Here is a 20,022-nt window from a genome sequence, read left to right as displayed (position 1 = left end):
GACGGAGCCAAATCATCATGGACGAACTGCGCTTCGCCGCCGTTGGGCTCAATCACAACCATATCTACGGCCAGGTCAATTGCCTGCTGCGAGCGGGCGCCCGCCTCGCCGGCTACCACGAAGAGGACAATGCGCTCGCCGCGGAATTCTCCGGCGCCTACGGGGATGCGCCGCGCATCGCGACGCTGGAGGAAATCCTTGAAGACGAGAGCATCGGCCTCATCGTCACCGCCGCCGTTTCGAGCCAGCGCGCAGAACTGGCGATCCGCGCCATGCAAAACGGCAAGGATGTGCTCACCGACAAGCCGGGCATGACAAGCTTCGACCAGCTCGCGAAACTGCGCCGGGTCCAGGCCGATACGGGCCGCATCTTCTCCATTCTTTATTCGGAGCATTTCGAAAGCCCGGCAACGGTCAAGGCCGGCGAGCTCGTCGCTGAAGGCGCGATCGGCGATGTGGTGCACGTCGTCGGTCTCGGGCCGCACCGGCTGCGGCGCGAGTCGCGGCCCGGCTGGTTTTTCCGGCGCGCCGATTACGGCGGCATCCTGACCGATATCGCCTCGCACCAGTGCGAGCAGTTTCTGTTCTTCACCGGCGCGAGCGACGCCACGGTTCTTTCGGCAAGTGTCGGCAATCGGAGCGTTCCCGACGCTCCGGAACTGCAGGATACGGGGAGCATCCATCTTACGACCGGGCAGGCGACCGGCATGATCCATGTAAACTGGCTGACCCCGGATGGAATGCCGACCTGGGGCGACGGCCGCCTCTTCATCGTCGGCACGTCAGGTACGATCGAGGTGCGCAAGACGGTCGATCTCGCCGGACGCCAGGGCGGCAACCACCTGCTTATCGCCGACCGCAAGGGCGTCGAACATATCGATTGCTCCGGCGTCGACCTGCCGTTCGGCCGCCTCTTCCTGGCCGACCTCAGGGACCGTACCGAAACCGCGATGCAGCAGGAGCGCTGCTTCAAAGCCATGGAACTCGCGCTTCAAGCGCAGGCGATCGCCGAGCTGAACGGAGGCAGGAACTGACATGAGCGTGAAGACAGTTGCCATCATCGGCTGCGGCATCGGGCGTTCGCACATTGTCGAGGGCTATCAGCCGCACCCGGACAGGTTCCGCGTCCAGGCACTTTGCGATCTCAACGAGGAACGGATGAACGAGGTCGGCGACGAATTCGGCATCGAACAGCGGACGCGGTCCTTCGACGAACTGCTTGCCGACGACGGCATCGACATCATCGACATCTGCACCCCACCCGGCATCCACCTCGAACAGGTGCTCGCGGCTCTCGCCGCCGGCAAGCACGTGATCTGCGAGAAGCCGCTGACCGGATCGCTCAAGGGCGTCGATGCGATCATGGAAGCCGAGAAGCAGGCAAGCGGCGTGCTGATGCCGATTTTCCAGTATCGCTACGGCGACGGCATCGAGAAAGCAAAACGCATCATCGATGCGGGCATTGCCGGAAAGCCCTATGTCGGCTCGGTCGAAACTTTCTGGCTGCGCACGCCGGAATATTATTCCGTGCCCTGGCGGGGCAAATGGGCAACGGAGCTCGGCGGTGTGCTCGTCACCCATGCGCTGCACCTGCATGACATGATGCTGCACCTTCTCGGCCCGGTGGCGCGCGTGTTCGGCCGGGTCGCGACGCGCGTCAACGACATAGAAGTCGAGGATTGCGCCTCCGCGAGCCTGCTGATGAAGAACGGCGCCTTCGTTTCACTCTCCTGCACGCTCGGCTCGCAGGAACAGATCAGCCGGCTCAGGCTGCATTTCGAAAACGTGACTTTCGAAAGCAGCCACGAACCCTACGCGCCCGGTAAAGACCCGTGGAAGATCATCGCGGCCAATAGCGAAGTCCAGGCCCGGATCGACGATGTGATCGGCGACTGGCGTCCGGTCTCGCCGCGATTCACGACGCAGATGGCACATTTCCACGATTTCCTGGGCGGAAAAGCGCCGCTGCCGGTGACGACGCAGGATGCGCGTCGCGCGCTGGAACTGGTGACGGCGATCTATCAGTCCGCAGATACCGGTCGAGAAATAGAACTACCGCTTGGGCCGGAAAGTCCGAAATATGCCGATTGGCGAGCGATTACCCGATAGGGCCGCAGGGGAGGAGTTTGACATGGCGACGAGCGTCGTTCTTCAAAAGGTCGAAAAGCGTTACGGCGCGTTCGACGTGATCCACGGCATCGACCTGACCATCGATCCCGGCGAGTTCGCCGTCTTCGTCGGTCCGTCCGGTTGCGGCAAATCGACCTTGCTGCGCATGATCGCAGGGCTCGAAGAGATTACCGGCGGAACGCTTCTGCTCGATAGCGACCGGATGAACGAAGTGGCGCCCGCCAAACGCGGAATCGCCATGGTGTTTCAGTCCTATGCGCTTTATCCGCACATGTCGGTCTACAAGAATCTCGCCTTCGGCCTGGAAACAGCCGGCTACCGGAAAGCCGAGATCGAGCCGAAGGTACGCCGCGCTGCAGAAATCCTGCAGATCGAGAAGCTGCTCGACCGCAAACCGAAGGCGCTTTCCGGCGGCCAGCGGCAGCGCGTGGCGATCGGCCGCGCAATCGTGCGCGAACCCCGCATCTTCCTCTTCGATGAGCCGCTGTCCAATCTGGACGCGGAACTGCGCGTACAGATGCGCGTCGAGATATCGAGGCTTCATCGGGACCTCGGAAACACCATGATCTATGTGACGCACGATCAGGTGGAGGCCATGACCATGGCGGACAAGATCGTCGTCTTGAACTCCGGCCGCATCGAGCAGGTGGGCGCACCGCTCGACCTCTACAACAATCCCGTCAACCGCTTCGTCGCGGGCTTCATCGGCAGCCCGAAGATGAACTTCCTGAAGGCGCGGATCGAGGAGGTCGGCGGCAATGAAACCGCTGTGCAGGTGTGCGGCGGGGCGCTGCGACTGCCCCGGCGCCTGGAGGGGGCGACACAGGGACAGGAGGTCACTTTCGGCATCCGGCCGGAGCATCTTTCGGCGCATGAGGGCGGCATCGCACTCGCTCAGATCAATGTCGAGATCGTCGAAAATCTCGGTGGCGAAACCATGCTCTACGGGATTACACCGGATCGCCAGCAACTGACCGTCGCGCTGGAGGGACAACAGAAGGTCGAGCGGGGCTCCAACCTCGCCGTCCACTTCGACCCTTCGCGCTGCCACGTCTTCGGTTCCGATGGCAGGGCGATGTAGAGCCGGCGTTTGGAGAGATTGAGAATGAAACTGTTCTACAGTCGCAATCCCAATCCGCGCCTCGCCGTAGCGGTGGCACGCCATCTAGGGGCTGGCGTCGAATACGAGTTCGCCTCGCCCTTTTCAACGGGGCAGGCGGAGCGTTTTCGGCCACTCAATCCGAATCTTTCGCTGCCCATACTTGTCTGGTCGGGGGAAAGCCTCTGGGAGGCCGACGCGATCGCTTGCCGGCTTTCACGCGCGGTGGGCTCGGATTTCTGGCGCACCGGCGACAATGAACCCGAGATGATCCGTTGGCTCAGCTGGGGCAAGGAGAATTTCGTGAGAGCATGCGACGTGGTGCAGTTCGAGCGGGGCACGAAGCTGCGCTATGGACTTGGGTCCACCGACCCGCGAATGGTCGAGGAGGGGCTGAACAATTTCCGCACGGCGGCCGCGATACTGGACGCCGCGCTTTCCGATCGAAGATGGCTTGCCGGAGATCGGCTTTCCTATGCGGACTTCCGGATGGCGACCTTCCTGCCCTTCAACGATGTGGCCGGATTGCCGCTTGGCGATTACCCTTCCGTCTGCCGCTGGTATGGCCGGCTCGAGGAGATCGATGCCTGGCGCGATCCCTTCAAGGGTTTGGATGCGCCGGAACTGCCCCCTGTCCCGGAGCGCTGAAGCCGCCGCAGACACGAGGTTCAAAGACCGCGATCGTCGAAGCGGCGCACTGCGACGCCTGCCACCGGACTTTGTGCTGCAAATATCCCCCCCGACCGGCATTCTTCGCCGGTGGCCGCCGGCCGCAGCGATGTCACGACGAGCGTTTTCAGGTCCGGCCCGGCGAAACACGGCATCGTTGGCGCGGGTACCGGGAAGCGATGCGCCTGGATAAGCCGGCCTTCGGGCGAGAAGCGGTTTATGACGCTCGCCGAGACGCCGGCGCTCCAGTAACTCCCCTCCGCATCGGTGGCTGCTCCGTCGGGACGGCCGCTCGCTTCGTCAAGGTCGACCAGCCGCCGGCACGCCGAAAGCGCCCCCGTCGACGGATCGAACCGCCAGCGGTTGATCCAGGGTCCGCGCGAGTCGGAGTGAAACAGCAGGGAACCATCGCCGCTCCAGGCGAGGCCATTCGAGCAGACGATCTCTTCGACCTTACGTTCGACCGTGCCGTCCCGCGTCACACGGTAAAGCGACGCGACGGGCCGGCGGTCGGCGACGTCGTGCATCGTGCCCACCCAGAAGGCGCCGTCCGGCCCCACCTTGCCATCGTTCAGACGCGTGTCCGGTCTGTCCGGCTCGATCGCAGCAATCTCGGTGGTGATCGCGCCCTTGGCGGGATCAAAGAGTACGACGCGGTCGCGCTGCGCCAGCACGAGGCGTCCGGATTGCGCAAGGCCGATGCTGCAGGCGCCGCCCTCGAGGGTCCATTCGACATGGCCGGCGCCCGAAAGCTCGACGCGATGAAGGGTGCTGCGGCCGATGTCGACGAAGAAAAGGCAATTCCGGCGCTCATCGAAAACCGGGCTTTCGGCGACATGGCAGCGCGCGTCGAGAAGACATTCGAATGTTAAATCAAAAGACATGTCTCACACCCTAAAGCGGACTATGTTCGCCGCTGAATGCCTCCGGACTGCGCTTAAGGTCCATTCTTGAGTTCTTTGCCGCAGTTATTTGGTCTATCATTGCGTTTGCTCTCGCTTAACTTGTAAAATAACTATACAGGAAATCGGCTGGGAGGGTTGCATGAAAACGCCGTCCGACATGGTCGAATCGAGCTATCGGTGAGCGCGTAAAATGGGTCGAAGCATGACCGGATCAGAGATCGCCATGGGACCCGGTGATACGGGCGCGCGATTCCGTCAGATGGTAGCGCATGTAAAGGCGGGCGAGATCCCGGTTCTGGCCGGAAATGGCAGAGTAGATCTTGCGGTGCTCTTCCAGGACACGGCGGCGGCGGTCATCGGAGCCCTGCCGCGTCAGACCGAGCGCCATGCGCATCGAGCCGCTAAGAATTTCACGCAAATCCTCCAGAAGTCGCGGAAAAAGTTCGTTTCCCGCAGCCTCAGCCACGGCGTGGTGAAAGGCGAAGTCCTCTTCCCATCCGGTTTCGCCGCGCGCAAAAGCGCCTTCCAAGGCCGACAGCGCCTCGCCTATCTGGTTGAGCTGGGCCTTTGTACGGCGCATCGCGGCAAGTCCCGCACACTCCGTCTCGAGCGCGAGCCGGGGCTCGAAAGCCCTGAGATAGCTCGCGATCTCGGCCGAGGCGGCGAGACTGGTGAGCTTGTCGGACGGACGCGATTTGACGAAGGTGCCGATCCCCTGGCGCGACACGACCAGCCCGTCGGCCTGCAACCGCATCAGCGCCTCTCGCACGACCGGACGGGAAACTTGAAAGTCGCGGCAGATATGCGCTTCCGACGGCAGTTTCGCGCCTTCGGCCATCTGGCCGCTTACGATCTGTTCGAGGATCTGTCCGTAGAGAACGTCTGCGAGCCTCTCCCGCCGCGCCGGTTTCAGTTTCAATGTTACGTCGTTCAAGGGTCTGCCTTCACCTGTCATTTTTCTGTACAGGCGCAATCTAGCCGACCCGCCTGGAAATGCAAAGGAGGCCGCCAATGAGCAGACGCAAGAATCCGGAGCAATTTCGCAGCTTTCGCTGGTTCGGCGTCAAGGACCTTCGCTCCTTCGGCCATCGGTCCCGACTCTATCAGATGGGCTATGACCATGCGGAACTCGCAAACAAGCCCGTCATTGCCATCATCAATACCTGGAGCGACATCAATCCATGCCACGCGCATCTGAGAGCCCGAGCCGAGGAAGTCAAGCGCGGCGTGTGGCAGGCGGGCGGCTTCCCGATCGAGCTGCCGGCCATGTCGCTGGCCGAGACCTATGTGAAGCCCACGACAATGCTCTACCGCAACTTCCTTGCAATGGAGGTGGAAGAGCTCATCCGTTCGCATCCCGTCGACGGTGTGGTGCTGCTTGCCGGCTGCGACAAGACCACGCCGGGAACGATCATGGGAGCGATCCAGGTCGACCTGCCGACGATCTTCGTGCCTGCAGGGCCGATGCTGCGCGGCAATTATCGCGGCCGGATGCTGGGCTCCGGATCGGACGTCTGGAAATACTGGGCGGAAAAGGAAGCCGGCCGCGTCACCGACAATGAATGGAGCGAAATGGAGCGCGGTATCGCCCGCTCCTTCGGCACCTGCATGACCATGGGCACCGCCTCGACCATGACGGCGCTCGCCGACACGCTGGGGCTCTCGCTGCCCGGCGCCTCGGCTATTCCCGCCGCCGATGCCGGCCACGCGCGCATGGCCGCGCTTTCCGGCGCGCGCATCGTCGAAATGGTCTTCGAGGACCTGAAGCCGTCCGGCATCCTAACAGCGAAAGCATTCGAAAACGCGCTCGCCGTGCACATGGCAATGGCCGGCTCGACCAATGCGATGATCCACCTGATCGCGATCGCGCGACGCTGCGGTGTTGCGCTGACGCTCGACGATTTCGACCGCGTTTCGGCCGAGGTCCCGGTCCTCTGCAACATCCGGCCGACCGGCGAGTACCTGATGGAGGATTTCTACTATGCCGGCGGTCTGATCGCGCTTTGGAAACAATTGAAGCCGCTCCTGCATACCGCGGAACGCAATGTGATCGGCACGATCGGCGGTGCTCTCGACGAGGCCGAAGTCCATCTGCCCGAGGTGATCCGTCCACTCGACAGGCCGGTTGCCGCGCGCGGCGGCACGGCTATCCTCAAGGGAAATCTTGCGCCGCAAGGCTGCGTCATGAAACCCGCGGCGGCCGACCCTCACCTACTGGAACACCGCGGGCCGGCACTCGTCTTCGACAATTACGAAACGATGATGAAAGCGGTGAACGACGAGGATCTCGACGTCACCGCCGACACGGTCATGATTCTGCGCAATGCGGGCCCGGTCGGCGGACCGGGCATGCCGGAATGGGGCATGCTGCCGATCCCGAAAAAACTGCTGAAAGAGGGCGTACGCGACATGGTGCGCATTTCCGACGCCCGCATGAGCGGCACCAGCTACGGTGCCTGTGTCCTTCACGTTGCGCCCGAAGCCTATGTCGGCGGACCGCTGGCGGCGGTGCGCAACGGCGATATCATCGCCCTCGACGTCGCCCGCCGCACGATCACCCTCGAAGTCGACGCGGCGGAGATCGAGCGGCGGCTCGCCGAGTGGCGCCCGCCGGAGCGGGATTACTCGCGCGGCTACCTGAAAATGCATGCGGAGAATATCCAGCAGGCGCCGGAAGGCTGCGACTTCACCTTCCTGCAATCGCCGCATAAACTGCCCGAGCCGGAGATTCATTGAACGGATACGGACCGGGCAAGCCGGCAGGAGACGTGCCTCTTCGCGGACAGGTCGAAACGAATGATGACGCGACTGCTTATAACCGGAGCCGCAGGCAGCCTCGGCGGCTATGCGCGCGAGGGATTGAAGGACTGCGCACAGATTTTGCGCCTTTCCGACGTGGCCGAGCTTTCTCCTGCCGGAAAGGGCGAAGAGGTGGTCCGTTGCGATCTTGCCGAGCGCGAGGCCGTCGACGAACTCGTGCACGATTGCGATGCGATCCTGCATCTTGGCGCTATTTCGGCAGAAGCCGAGTTCGACGCTCTTCTCCAGGCCAATATTCTCGGCACCTACAACCTCTACGAGGCGGCGCGCAGAGCCGGCGTAAGCCGGATCCTTTTCGCCAGCACCAACCATGTGACCGGTTTTCACCCTGTCGGCGAAAGGCTCGACCACCTGTCGCCGCGGCGTCCCGACAGCCTTTACGGCGTCAGCAAGTGCTTCGGGGAGGATCTCTCCCGCCTCTATTTCGACAAATACGGACTCGAGACCGCGTGTCTGAGGATCGGCAGCTGCTTCGCCGAGCCCACGAACCGGCGCATGCTCTCCACCTGGCTGAGCCCCGGTGACTTCCGGACGCTGATACGCCAGCTTCTCGCCGCTTCGGAAATCGGTCATCTGGTGCTCTACGGCGTCTCCGCGAACCGCGACGTCTGGTGGTCGAACGCACATGCGGACTTTCTCGGCTGGCGCCCGCAGGACAGCAGCGAAGCCTACCGGCCAGCGATCGAAGCACGCGAAGAGGAACCCGCGAAAGGCGTTCGCTATCAGGGCGGCCGGCATGCGGCCCTGAAGCTTTCGGATTGAGGCTCTCTGACGGCGCCGCCGCTTGCGGGCCGAAGGTGCCTGCAGGCGGAGGCTCTTCTGCTGCCGCAGATCGAAAGGGCGCCCGTTTCCACCCTCGGCATTGCCTTGACGGATCACCGCCATAGATTCTGCCTCGGCAACTTCGACAGGCCGCGCATCCTCACGGTCTGAGTTCTCGCTTCAGGAGGGACCCCATGACTTCCCCCAGGACGGGAGGCGACGCTTCGGACCAGAATCGGCCATCCGGGAGCCCGCTGCCCATGGATGAGCTTCAGCGGATGAACCCCTATTGGCGGGCGTCGAACTATCTTTCGGTCGGCCAGATCTATCTTCTCGACAACCCTCTGCTGAGGGAGCCGCTCAAGCGGGAGCATATCAAGCCGCGGCTTCCTGGTCATTTGGGCGTCCGGCATGAACATGCTCTATGTCCATCTTAACCGGGTGATCAAGCGAGACGGCCTCGAGATGATGTATGTCATCGACCCTGGGCATGGCGGTCCCTCGCTTGTCGCCCACGCCTTTCTGGAAGGCACCTATAGCGAGGTCTATCCGGACATCAGCCAGGACGCGGAAGGCATGCGCAAGCTCTTCAAGCAGTTCAGCTTTCCGGCCGTATCCCGAGCCATGTCGCGCCGGAAACGCCGGGCAGCATTCACGAGGGCGGCGAGCTCGGCTATGCGCTGAGCCATGCCTACGGGCCGCCTTCGACAATCCGGAACTGATCATCGCCTGCGTGGTGGGCGACGGGGAAGCCGAAACCGGACCGCTCGCAACCGGCTGGCACGGCAACAAGTTCCTGAACCCCGCGCGGGACGGCTGCTTCCTGCCGATCCTGCACCTTAACGGGTACAAGATCGCCAATCCCTGTTTTCTCGCGCGCGTTGCGAAGGAAGAGCTGCAGAAGCTCTTCGAGGGCATGGGTTCTGCGCGCTTTTCGTGGAAGGCCATGATCCCGCCGGCATACATCGGCAACTCGCGGGCGCGCTCGACGCAGCGCTTGCCGATGTCAGACGCATTCAGACCGACGCCCGCCTCAACGGCAATCTGAAACGACCGGCCTGACCGACGATCGTTTTCCGCACCCCCAAGGGCTGGACCTGCCCGGCCGAGATCGACGGCAAGAAATGCGAGGACTACTGGGGATCGCATCAGGTGCCGATGGGAGGCAAGCCGATCATCTCCGCCTTTCACGGCTATCCCTGGCTGATCCACCGCCTCACATGTCCGCGGCTACAAGGAAGAAGGAACGACGACCACCCCTTTGGACATGGTGGCGCTCAACCATCTGGATCGTTCACCTGGTCGAGGACGTCATTGACCGGCTGCCGCAACTGGGAGCCCGCGCCGCCTATTTCAAACAGGCGATCCACGAACGGCTGATCGACCACCGACACCATATCGAAAAACACGGAGAGGACATGCCGGCGATCAGCGGCTGGAAATGGGGCGCCGGCAGGGCCGGCAACGCGCAGGGGACATCGACTGAAGGCGACAATGTCTGAGGCGGCCGCGCTTCCGCGTCCGAATCCCTGAATGAAAAGGCCCGCCGAAGCGGGCCTTTTTGCGCGTTCGGGCAGGTTCAGGCCGGCAGCTGGAAGAACCAGTTCGCGAACAGCACGATGGAGAGGCCTGCGCCGAGGGCCAGATAAGGCAGCATGCCCGCTTTCCTAACGCCGAGATCCTGTCCGGCGAGGCCGAGATCATCCATGGCTTCGGGCGGGAATCTGCCCCGGTCTTGAAAATAATGCCGATAGGCGAAGACCGGCAGGATGAGCGCGGCGAAGGCGAAGCCGATCCAGAGCGCATTGGAATAACCCCAGACCTTGGCGCCGGCGCCGAGGAAGAGCGCGTTCACGAAGGCAAGCACGGTGTTCAGGCCGATCAGCCAGGTCGGCGCCCGCCAGGGCCGTTCGATATGGCCGGAGTCGATGCGGTGGATCCAGCCAGAGTTGAGGTTCAGGAAGTTGAAGATGATGTAGCCGACATTGGAGACGGCGAGCACGAAAAAATAGCCGCCGGCATCCGATGCGATGGCAAGCAGGAAGAGATTGAAAGCGAAGTCGGTCCACATGGCCCGGGTCGGCGCGCCGTTCTCATTCACATGGTCGAGATACTTCGGCAGCCAGCCATCCTTCGAGCCCTGATAAAGCGTGCGCGAAGAGCCTGCCATAGCCGTCATGATCGCGAGGAAAAGCGCAAGAATCATCAGGACGACGAGAAGCTGTGTGACGATACGGCCGGCGCCGATCAGGCCGCCGAGCGCCTCGGCCACGCCCGTGCCGTCGATGATGCCGGGGGCCAGCATGCCGCCATGGCCGAGTACGCCCTGGAAAGCGAAGGGCACGAGGAAGAAGAAGAGACAGCAGACAAGGCCGGAATAGAAGATGGCCTTGAAGGTGTCGGTACGGGGGTTCTTCAGTTCGCGCGTATAGCAGACGGCTGTTTCGAAGCCGTAGGTCGACCAGGCGGCGATGTAGAGGCCGCCGAGAAAGAGCGTCCAGCCGCCATTGCTCCAGGCGCCGTCCTCGCCCGAGTAAGCGGCCGTCGGAGGCACCAGGCCGGTGACGTTGGAGGAAACGATGTGACCGCTGACGATCGGATAGATGCCGATGATCAGCAAGGGAATAAGGACGATCATCGCCAGCCACTTCTGGACGCTTGCGGTCCCGGCAATGCCGCGATGCTGAATCGCGAAGATGATCAGCATCAGAATGCCGCCGATCACGAAGGTGGCGTTGATGTTCGCCGTGGCAAGAAAGGGAATGCTGAAGCTGGCCAGCGACCAGTTGCGGATCGCCGGGGTCAGCGCCGCTACCCCGTCGGCCCCGAGCAGCGCCTTGACGGCGTCTGCCGGCGCGGTTCCGGCATGGGCGGCAATATACTCGGCGACGCGGGGGCTATCAACGGTGACGGAGGCGGCATGGGCGCCGATCCAGTCGAGGACGGCTTGCGAATCCGCTGCCGGAATGGGGAAGAGGGCGTTGAGAATATAGCCGGCGGCAATGACGCAACCGAGCGAGAGCACAGGCGACCACGCGAACCAGTTGCACCAGACGGAAAGCGGCGCGATGAACTTCGAATAGCGCAGCCATGCGGTCGCTCCATAGATCGAGGCGCCGCCCGACTTGTTGGCGAACATTCCGGCGATTTCCGCATAGGTGAAGGATTGCAGGAAGCCCATGATCATCGAGATGATCCAGACCGCAAAGGCCAGTTTGCCGGTCGTACCGGCAATGCCGCCGATGGAGAAGAGCACAAGCGGCGGCACGCCGGCTGCTACCCAGAAGGCGCCCTTCCAATCGAGAGCGCGTATGAGCTTGCCCTCGGTGCCGGCGGAAATGCCGGCGTCCACCATATCTGTCATCAGTGAATTCCCCTTTGATTTGTTCCGGACGTATTTTTCCTACGTCTCCCTGAACGCGCCTCCCCGTGGCGGTCGGACCGTTATTGGATGACCCGTCGATGCTTTGAACTCGGGTCCGGCCGTTTATGCATAGTGAAGAAAGTTTCTTCTTAGTCAATATCCCCTTTACTTCCGCCTGGTACTTTGCCAGCATGATCGGGCCAGGGGACATTCCTACGCGAGGGTTGTTATGGAAGATCGCCATCCCGGAATGCTTGGAGGGAGGCCCGTTTCGGCGAGCATCATCCGCTATCCGGGCATTCCTGCGCTGCCAAAGGACAGGGAACGGTATCGATGCAAGGGTGGCGGCTCGCTGGTCGTTCGCGTCGAAGCGGGAGACCACGTGACGGTCACCGATATCGAAGGTTGCCAGGCATGCGAGCTTTCCTTCCTCGACGAAGACGGCCGCTTCCAGTCGGCAGGACTTGGCACCGCTTTCACCAATGACGCGGAGGGACTGAAGACCATTCTGTCCCTCGAAGAGGAGAGCTCGCTTCGCACTCGAAACGCCCTCCGGCGTCGCGGCGCGGATCTCTCCACGGCCGGCGCTCTGCGTGTCTTCGGGGAGCGGTCCACGCCGGGCAGCAAGGCGGAATTCACGACCACGATGAAGGGACTGCTGATCGTTGCCGCTCCCGGAAAGGCGATGGCGCCAGAGGCACAGGACACGGCAACGCCCATCGAGACCATGATCCGCCGCAGCAGGCCGATCCGCGACTATACCTCCGCCCTGCCGGAACCGCTGGCCGATCCGATCCACGACATCCGCATCAAGGCCGCCACTGCGTCAGCATATTTCGTACGGGCCGGAGAATTCATACAAATCATCGACGTATACGGCCGCCAGTGCACGGACTTCCAGGCCTTTGCCGCCCGCAAGGTCGACAAGGGCCTCGACCGGGCGCTCGATTCGACCGTCACGCGTACCCTGCTGGGACGCAGCTACCCGGCGCCGGGCCTGCCGTCCAAGGCTTTCGATCGCGATTTCGAGCCGCTTGTGGAGATCGTACAGGACACGGTCGGCCGCCATGACGCCTTCGCCACCGCCTGCAATGCGCGGTACTACGACGATATGGGCTATCCCGGCCACGTCAATTGTACGGACAATTTCAATGCGGCGCTTGCTCCTTACGGAATTTCCGGCCGGAAGGGCTGGGAAGCGCTCAATTATTTCTACAACACCAGTACCGATCACAACAACCAGCTCTATCTCGATGAGCCCTGGTCTCGTCCGGGCGACTATGTGCTGATGCGAGCCGTGACGGACCTGATCTGCGTCTCGTCCTCCTGCCCAGACGACATCGATGCGGCAAACGGCTGGGATCCGACCGACATTCACGTCCGGACCTTTTCCGGAAACGAGCAATTCTCACGAGCGGTAGCCTATCGCATGACACCCGATGCCGATCCCGAAATGACGCGCGAAACAGCCTTCCATCCCCGCTTCTCGGCGCTCACGCGGGACTACGCCGAGTATCGCGGCTATTGGCTGCCGAACCGGTTTTCGTCGGAAGGACCGATCGAGGAATACTGGGCCTGCCGCGAGAGAGCCGCAGTCATCGACCTCTCGCCGCTGCGGAAGTTCGAGGTCACGGGCCCGGATGCCGAGGAATTGCTGCAATATTGCCTGACGCGCGACGTACGCAAGCTTTCCACGGGCCAGGTCGTCTATTCCGCAATGTGCTACGAGCATGGCGGCATGATCGACGACGGAACCCTCTTCCGCCTCGGTGATAAGAACTTCCGCTGGATCGGCGGCGACGATTACAGCGGCATCTGGCTGCGAGAGCAGGCGGAGAAGAAGGGCTTCAGGGCCTGGGTGCGCTCATCGACCGACCAGATGCATAATATTGCCGTTCAGGGGCCGAAGAGCCGCGATATCCTCAGGGAGATCATCTGGACAGCACCCCGTCAGTCCACGATCAGCGAGCTCGAATGGTTCCGCTTTGCGGTCGGTCGCATCGGGGGGTTCGAAGGCGCACCTGTCGTCGTCTCCCGCACCGGGTATACCGGCGAACTCGGCTACGAAATATTCTGTCATCCGAAAGATGCACTGACCGTATTCGACGCGGTCTGGCAGGCTGGAGAGCCGCATGGGATGAAGCCGATGGGGTTGGAAGCGCTCGACATGGTTCGCATCGAGGCGGGCCTGATCTTCGCCCATTACGACTTCGACGATCAGACCGACCCGTTCGAGGCCGGTATCGGCTTCACGGTGCCGCTGAAATCAAAGCCGGACGATTTCATAGGCCGCGAAGCGCTGATGCGCCGCAAGGAAAGCCCACGCCAGCTGATGGTCGGGCTCGACGTTCTGGCGAACGAGGCGATCGGCCATGGCGATTGCGTGCATGTCGGACGCGCGCAGATCGGCGTTGTCACCAGTGCAACCCGTTCGCCGGTCCTCGGCAAGACGATCGCACTCGCCCGGATCGACGTCACGCATGCGACGGTCGGTACGCAGGTCGAGATCGGCAAACTCGACGGCCAGCAAAAACGCCTGCCGGCGGCTGTCGTGCCGCTGTCGCATTACGATCCCCAGAAGAAGCGGCCGCGCTCGTAGACCGCGACGTTTTCACGTGGGATCGATCTAAAAACATGAACGTGATCTAAACAATTTCGCCCTTCATCCGGCATACGGATGAAGGGCGAAGCGATTTCGCGGGATTATCGGAGAGCGTCACTCGCGCAGATATTCCTCGAGCGAATCGTCAAGCGCTTCGACCCAGGGAGTGTGGTGTTCGGGCGACATGTTGCCCGTCATCAGCGACCTATAGGCATGGTTGCGAAAACCCATGATGTTTTCAGCCTTGTGGTGCTCCCATTTCATGAAGGTCCGGTTGACCCCTTCGATATCGAAGCTCGGATAATCGGTTTCAGCGAGCAGTTCCTTCACATAGTCGCCCTGGTACCAGATCATCTCCTCGGCATGCTCGAGCGTTTCCTCGCGGGCACGCCACATGTCGAAATTCGCCTTCAGTTCCTCTTCCGGCGGCAGCTCGATGCGGCCCATCATGACATCGCGCGCCCACCAGGCCTGCACGTCGAACATGTTGAAGGTATAGAACTGATCCTGCATGCCGATGTAGAAGAGCTGCGGATTCCCATCGAAGACCACGCCCTTGTAGAGATGGTCGGCCCAAAGGCGGTTTGCGGTCTTGAGTCTGAGTTCGTCGGGCAGGAAGGGAAAGTGGTGCTGGTAGCCGGTGCACAGGATCAGCGCGTCCACTTCCTTTGTCGAGCCGTCCGCGAAATGAGCCGTCGTGTTTTCGAGCTTCGTCAGCAGTGGCCGTTCCTCGAAATTTTCCGGCCAGTTGAAGCCCATCGGCTTGGAGCGATAGCTCGTCGTCACCGATTTCGCCCCATACTTCCAGCATTGCGAGCCGATATCCTCGGCCGAATAGCTGCGGCCGACGATGAGAACGTCCTTGCCCTTGAACTCCAGCGCATCGCGGAAGTCATGCGCATGCAGCACCCGGCCGTTGAAGGTCTTCACGCCTTCGAAATAGGGGACCTGCGGTGTAGAGAAGTGACCGCTCGCAACGACGACATAGTCGAACTCTTCGTCATACATGCGGTCTTCGAGACGATTGTGAGCGGTCACCGTGAACTTCTTCGTCTCTCCGTCGAAGCGCACCATGCGAACCGGCGTGTGGAAACGCACCCAGTGGCGCACATTCGCCTTCTCCACGCGACCCTTTATATAATCCCACAGCACCGCGCGCGGCGGATAGGAAGCGATCGGTTTGCCGAAATGCTCCTCGAAGGTATAGTCCGCGAACTCGAGGCACTCCTTGGGGCCGTTCGACCAGAGGTAGCGATACATGCTGCCATGCACGGGCTCGCCATATTCGTCCAGTCCGGTACGCCAGGTATAATTCCAAAGTCCTCCCCAGTCGGCCTGCTTTTCATAGCATACGACTTCCGGAATCTCGGCGCCCTTCTGGGCGGCCGACTGAAAGGCCCGCAATTGAGCAAGGCCCGATGGACCGGCACCGATGACGGCAACTCTTGTCATGAAGCATTCCCCTTTTGATTTTGGTGGAAGTTGCTGTTGCATGCAGTCGTCTTGGCGCTGGATAGGGCGTCAATCCGGAAAGGTGCCGGGACTGGTCGGCTCGCCGTCGTCGAATTTCGAAAGCCAGTCGATCGTGGTCTGGCGATAGCGCGTAAGGCCCTTGTAATCGATAAGCTCCGGCGGCAGCGTTCTGAGCACGCGCGGAAAGCGGCGCGCCCATTTCGGTACCGTCACGAGCTCATTCATATTCATCAGATAACAGCGGATGACGAAGAGGATGGCGTTCGAGCGCGGAAGGCGCCAGAGGCTCTGCACCTCGACGCGCAGATGCACCTTGTCGCCGACATTTCCCGTCGTGACGGTGGCACGGTCCGGACCCCATTTATGATAGTTTTCCGGACTGGTATCGAGGCGCGGATTGATCGTCATCGTCCAGTTGAAGCGGCGCGTAGGCTTGCCCTGCTGCAGGTTCAGGAGAAATTTCAGCGCGCGGTCGAAGACCCCCATCTGATGGGCGAGCGGCACCGGTCCGTGCCATTCCATGAAATTCATGCCGATATCGAAATCGAGCGACCAGTCCGCCTGGGTCGTGACCATGCCGGCATCCATCCAGAGATTGCCGTCGCGCTGATCGACGATGCAGAAGTCCCCCTGGGCTTGGCGGGTGATGTATTCGAGCGGCTCACAGGGAAGCGTCGAGCGATCGCCGAAGGTGAAGGTGTCGTCGATGCCGAGCGGCCGGTTGATCCAGCGCCATTGATCGCCGTTCCTGGCGAGCGTGAAATGCTCGGGAAATCCGACGGCCTGCTCCTCCATCAGAAGTTCGAGCGTATCCCATTGCGCGGCCATCATATGAGGCAGGGCCTGATAGCGCAGCGGGTCCTCTTTGAGAACCAGAGCCCGGTCTCGCATCTCGGCGACGTAATGCTCATCGATGTCGATCAGGTTTTCGAAGGCGGTGCCCTTCTGCCCCTTCACATGCGGTTCCATGTTGACTGCGTACATGTACTCGTCGCGGTCGAACGGAAACGGGAAGCGCCGAATGTTTTCCGCACTGTTGCGATAGCTGAAATCATCCCGGAATGTTTCCTGCTTGAAGGCGATTGCCATGCCCGTTCTCCTCCTCGTCGGCCCGATGGATTGTTTCGTCGAACAATCCAAGTCTTTGAAGCTACACATTTCTGGGCGGAAAACTGTTGGACGGTTTTCCCGGAACGGCTCTAGAGGTCGAGATGCAAGGCCTTTCCCTCGAATCGAGAGACGCAGAGCATCACCTTTCGGCCGGAAGCCTTTTCTTCGTCGGTCAGATAGACGTCGTTGTGCAGCAGCTTGCCGTCGCAGAGTGCGACCCTTGTTTCGCATTGCCCGCAGGCACCGCCGCGACAGAGAAAGGGCGCATCGACGCCGGCCGACTCAATCGCCTCCAGCATGCTCTCATGATGACCGACATGGACGGTCTTGCCGGAGCGCGTCAGCTCGATCGAAAAGGGCTTGCCGGGCTGGGAGGACAGAAAGCGCTCGGAATGCAGGTTCTGCTCCGGCCAGCCAGACTCCAGCCCGGACTTGAGTACGCCGTCGATCAGGCCCGCGGGACCGCAGACATAGAGATGCGTGCCGAGCGGTTGGCTGTCGAGCAAGCGGGCGACCGGAATGCGATTGTCTTCGGCATCGCAATAGATCTTCACCCGATGCCGTCCGTAGTGGGCGACGAGGTCCTCGCAATATGCGCCGCGGTCGCGCGACCGAATGGCATAATGCAATTCGAACTGGGCACCCTCGCGGGAAAACTGCTCCATCATGGCGATGAAGGGCGTGATCCCGATGCCGCCGGCAATCAGCAGATGTTTGCGGCCGCGCCAATCCGGCTGGAACAGATTGACCGGATGGGAGACCCTCATCTCGTCGCCTTCGCGCACCTTCTCGTGCATGAAGGACGAGCCGCCACGCGAATCATCGACATGCAGAACGCTGATCTCGTAGGCCGAGCAATCATATGGCGGCGACATCAGCGAGTAGGCGTTGCGCCGGAGGTGGCCATTGTCGTTCATCGAAACGATGACGTGAGCGCCACCGGAGAAGTACGGCATCGGCCGGCCATCCAGGCGCTCGAAGCGGAAGCGCTTGATGCGATGCGCAACGGGCGTCACCTTGGTCACGCGGACGGGAATTTCGGTACCACCGCTCACAGGAACAACTCCTCCGGGTCAGGTGCGCTGCCGGGTTCTTCCGCATCGATATTGACGCCCTGAAAGGCGCCGAGGCGCCGCGAGTAATGGTCGCGTACGAGAAGCGGCAGACCGCAATGGCCGCAGGGAAAGGGGCTGTGAGTGACGTCCTCGGTGACGCCTTTGCAGTGGACGCATTGCACGCGGCGCGCCAATGAGCCACGATGTTCGGTGATGACCGAGGCATGATCCATGCCGTGATCGAGTGCCACGATCATCGCCTGGCCGATGAAGCCCTCAGTGCCGGCGATATAAAGCCGTGTTCCCATATGAGCGGTCGTCAACGTCCCCCTGAGGCGGAAGAGCAGCGTCGCGATTGTCGGGGCTGCGAAAAACATGTCGGCGCCAAGCGCGCGCAGCGCCTCGTCATTTCCCTTGCCCTGCGAGCCGCGCGGGGCATAGAGGATCTCACTGCGGGATAGCGCCGTGCTGTCGAGTGCCGCCTTACGATCGAGAAGGGCATGGGCGCCCTCCCCTTCCAGTGCGAAGATGTGCCGCCGGGCGCGCGGCTGGATGGAAAGTCCCATATAGACCGGACGGCTCTTAATGCCTTCGACAAGCATGGCCGCCTCTCCTAACTGACGGCCGTTCTCTTCTTCTTCTCCGGATCGTCGAATGTCAGCGTGTGGGCGATCGCTCTAGCGTCGAGGTTCTTGCCGCGCACCTCCAGCTTCGCGCCCTGGACGGCCTTGTCGACGTCCAAACGGGCGATCGCCATGGACTTCTTCGTCAGTGTCGAATAGCTCGGACAGGTGATTACGCCGACCTTCCTGTCTTCGGCATAGACCTCGTCCCCGAGATCGGCCGGGCCATCGGCGTCGATCAGCATGCCGAAAATCTTGAAGCGCTCCTTGCCTTTCAGCCGCGCATGTTCCTCGGCGCCACGGAAGCCCGCCTTGCCGGGACTGACGGTGAAATCGAGGCCGAGTTCCCATAGGCTGTCGCCCGGCGGCTGGTCGGCGAAGGGGTACATCTGCGAATTGTCGTAGGGATAAAAGAGCAGGTAGCTTTCCACCCGCAGCATGTCGAGCACGCTGAAACAGCAGGGGATGATGCCCATCTCCTTGCCTTCCGAGAGGATACGGTCCCAGACCATGACCGCATCCTGGCCGCGCACGAAGATTTCATAACCGCGCTCTCCGGTATAGCCGGTGCGCGAAATCATGACCGGAGCGCCAAAGAGCGTCGTCTGCATGTGATGGAAATATTTGAGGTCGCGGATGCCCGGTACGTGTTTGTCGAGATAGTCGACCGCAAGCGGCCCCTGCAGCGACAGATCATGCAGATCGTCGTCGAACAGCACTGCGCAGTTACGGCCCGCAGCCTGCTTCACGATCTCCTCGTAGCCGGAACCGGAGCCGTGGACCAGCATCCAGGAATTGGGGCCGGTGCGGTAGACGATGCAGTCGTCGGTGAAATGCCCACGGTCGTTCAGCATGCAGGCATAGACGGAGCGGCCGGGATAAATTTTCGTCATGTCGCGGGTGGTGATGTAATCGAGCACGGCAATGGCATGCGGACCGACCAGATGCACTTTCTTCAGGCCGGAAACATCCATGATCCCGGCTTTCGTACGGATCGCGACATGCTCTTCGGACATGTCCTTTTCATAGGTCCAGGCGGTCCCCATGCCGCTCCAGTCCTCCAGTTTCGATCCGAGAGCGCGATGTCGATCCGCCAAGGCGGAGAAACGCCAGGATAAAGCCATTTCGTTCCCTCTTTTTTCCCATACGGAATATTTATTTCCTGAATATATTCAGAATTCCACGTGGAGGCAAGCCAGCCCGATTATTTTTCCCGGCCCGGCGCGGCACCGCTTCTCAACGGTTTCGACGGCTTCGAGCTCGGGGCGACGGGCGCCACGAGACAGCCGATCCGGCGGGCCGCGACCTGAACCAGCCTCAGCCCATCCGTTCGGAGGCGTAGCTTCCCGGGCTCGGCGGGAAGACGACGACGCGGTTGCCGTTGATGAAGCAGCGGTGGTGGATATGGGC

At 61.7% G+C, this 20,022-nt stretch carries 16 protein-coding genes and 3 pseudogenes; 10 read left to right on the top strand and 9 right to left on the bottom strand.

Features of this window, described 5'->3' with window-relative positions:
• Positions 1-17 precede the first annotated feature (17 nt).
• The 4 genes from FB009_RS09725 to FB009_RS09710 are packed head-to-tail and all read left to right on the top strand — an operon-like array spanning position 18 to position 3,877.
• A complete protein-coding gene (locus FB009_RS09725; RefSeq protein ID WP_018209159.1) occupies positions 18-1,034 on the top strand; it encodes a Gfo/Idh/MocA family protein in 1,017 nt (338 codons plus the stop codon).
• A 1-nt stretch (position 1,035) separates the two neighbouring features.
• Entirely contained in the window at positions 1,036-2,109 is a 1,074-nt protein-coding gene (locus tag FB009_RS09720) for a Gfo/Idh/MocA family protein (RefSeq protein WP_012067527.1), read from the top strand.
• Positions 2,110-2,131: 22 nt separating this feature from the next.
• Complete coding sequence (locus FB009_RS09715) at positions 2,132-3,211, top strand: ABC transporter ATP-binding protein (RefSeq protein ID WP_012067526.1); 1,080 nt, start codon at positions 2,132-2,134, stop codon at positions 3,209-3,211.
• A 24-nt stretch (positions 3,212-3,235) separates the two neighbouring features.
• On the top strand, positions 3,236-3,877 hold the full coding sequence (locus tag FB009_RS09710) for a glutathione S-transferase family protein (protein ID WP_012067525.1): 642 nt from the start codon (positions 3,236-3,238) through the stop codon (positions 3,875-3,877).
• A 20-nt stretch (positions 3,878-3,897) separates the two neighbouring features.
• Here the strand turns inward: FB009_RS09710 and FB009_RS09705 are convergent, their stop codons facing one another.
• On the bottom strand, positions 3,898-4,782 hold the full coding sequence (locus tag FB009_RS09705) for an SMP-30/gluconolactonase/LRE family protein (RefSeq protein WP_012067524.1): 885 nt from the start codon (positions 4,780-4,782) through the stop codon (positions 3,898-3,900).
• Between the two features lie 232 nt (positions 4,783-5,014).
• Positions 5,015-5,737 carry a FadR/GntR family transcriptional regulator gene (locus tag FB009_RS09700; protein ID WP_102045012.1) on the bottom strand — a complete coding sequence of 241 codons (723 nt, stop codon included), beginning with the start codon at positions 5,735-5,737 and terminating at the stop codon, positions 5,015-5,017.
• Between the two features lie 77 nt (positions 5,738-5,814).
• Between FB009_RS09700 and araD the strand changes: the two genes are divergently transcribed.
• From araD to FB009_RS33900, 5 genes and pseudogenes are all read left to right on the top strand, one after another.
• The gene (gene araD / locus FB009_RS09695) at positions 5,815-7,539 is read left to right on the top strand and encodes an L-arabinonate dehydratase (protein ID WP_012067522.1); all 1,725 of its coding nucleotides are present in this window, start codon (positions 5,815-5,817) and stop codon (positions 7,537-7,539) included.
• 60 nt (positions 7,540-7,599) lie between these two features.
• The gene (locus FB009_RS09690; protein WP_102045013.1) at positions 7,600-8,385 is read left to right on the top strand and encodes an NAD-dependent epimerase/dehydratase family protein; all 786 of its coding nucleotides are present in this window, start codon (positions 7,600-7,602) and stop codon (positions 8,383-8,385) included.
• A gap of 260 nt (positions 8,386-8,645) precedes the next feature.
• Positions 8,646-9,549 (top strand): annotated as a pseudogene (locus FB009_RS33660) (phosphoketolase family protein); the annotation flags it as partial.
• Between the two features lie 88 nt (positions 9,550-9,637).
• Positions 9,638-9,703, top strand: a pseudogene (locus FB009_RS33905) (hypothetical protein); the annotation flags it as partial.
• The gene (locus FB009_RS33900) at positions 9,675-9,887 is read left to right on the top strand and encodes a phosphoketolase family protein (protein WP_408021736.1); all 213 of its coding nucleotides are present in this window, start codon (positions 9,675-9,677) and stop codon (positions 9,885-9,887) included. The pseudogene FB009_RS33905 and the gene FB009_RS33900, both read left to right, overlap by 29 nt.
• Positions 9,888-9,964: 77 nt before the next feature.
• On the opposite strand, the gene FB009_RS09680 is transcribed toward FB009_RS33900, so the two are convergent.
• Positions 9,965-11,749: an APC family permease gene (locus FB009_RS09680; protein ID WP_018209160.1), complete on the bottom strand. Its 1,785-nt coding sequence runs from the start codon at positions 11,747-11,749 to the stop codon at positions 9,965-9,967.
• Positions 11,750-11,978: 229 nt separating this feature from the next.
• On the opposite strand from FB009_RS09680, the gene FB009_RS09675 reads away from it, so the two are divergent.
• A complete protein-coding gene (locus tag FB009_RS09675) occupies positions 11,979-14,348 on the top strand; it encodes a DUF1989 domain-containing protein (protein ID WP_145161573.1) in 2,370 nt (789 codons plus the stop codon).
• Between the two features lie 117 nt (positions 14,349-14,465).
• Here the strand turns inward: FB009_RS09675 and FB009_RS09670 are convergent, their stop codons facing one another.
• The 6 genes and pseudogenes from FB009_RS09670 to purU form a co-directional block, all read right to left on the bottom strand.
• Positions 14,466-15,803: an NAD(P)-binding domain-containing protein gene (locus FB009_RS09670; RefSeq protein WP_012067518.1), complete on the bottom strand. Its 1,338-nt coding sequence runs from the start codon at positions 15,801-15,803 to the stop codon at positions 14,466-14,468.
• A gap of 69 nt (positions 15,804-15,872) precedes the next feature.
• Positions 15,873-16,913, bottom strand: coding sequence for a heme-dependent oxidative N-demethylase family protein (locus FB009_RS09665; RefSeq protein ID WP_012067517.1), 1,041 nt, complete (start codon positions 16,911-16,913; stop codon positions 15,873-15,875).
• Positions 16,914-17,023: 110 nt separating this feature from the next.
• Entirely contained in the window at positions 17,024-17,989 is a 966-nt protein-coding gene (locus FB009_RS09660) for a PDR/VanB family oxidoreductase (RefSeq protein ID WP_012067516.1), read from the bottom strand.
• A complete protein-coding gene (locus FB009_RS09655; RefSeq protein WP_012067515.1) occupies positions 17,986-18,591 on the bottom strand; it encodes a dimethylamine monooxygenase subunit DmmA family protein in 606 nt (201 codons plus the stop codon). The genes FB009_RS09660 and FB009_RS09655 overlap by 4 nt, the downstream gene beginning before the upstream one ends.
• Positions 18,592-18,602: 11 nt before the next feature.
• Positions 18,603-19,736 (bottom strand): aminomethyltransferase family protein, encoded by a 1,134-nt coding sequence (locus tag FB009_RS09650; protein WP_127580422.1) that lies wholly within the window; start codon positions 19,734-19,736, stop codon positions 18,603-18,605.
• A gap of 193 nt (positions 19,737-19,929) precedes the next feature.
• Positions 19,930-20,022, bottom strand: a pseudogene (purU, locus tag FB009_RS09645) (formyltetrahydrofolate deformylase); the annotation flags it as partial.

The organism is Sinorhizobium medicae, assembly GCF_007827695.1.
GTDB lineage: Bacteria > Pseudomonadota > Alphaproteobacteria > Rhizobiales > Rhizobiaceae > Sinorhizobium > Sinorhizobium medicae.
This window is presented reverse-complemented; position numbering and strand designations above follow the sequence as displayed.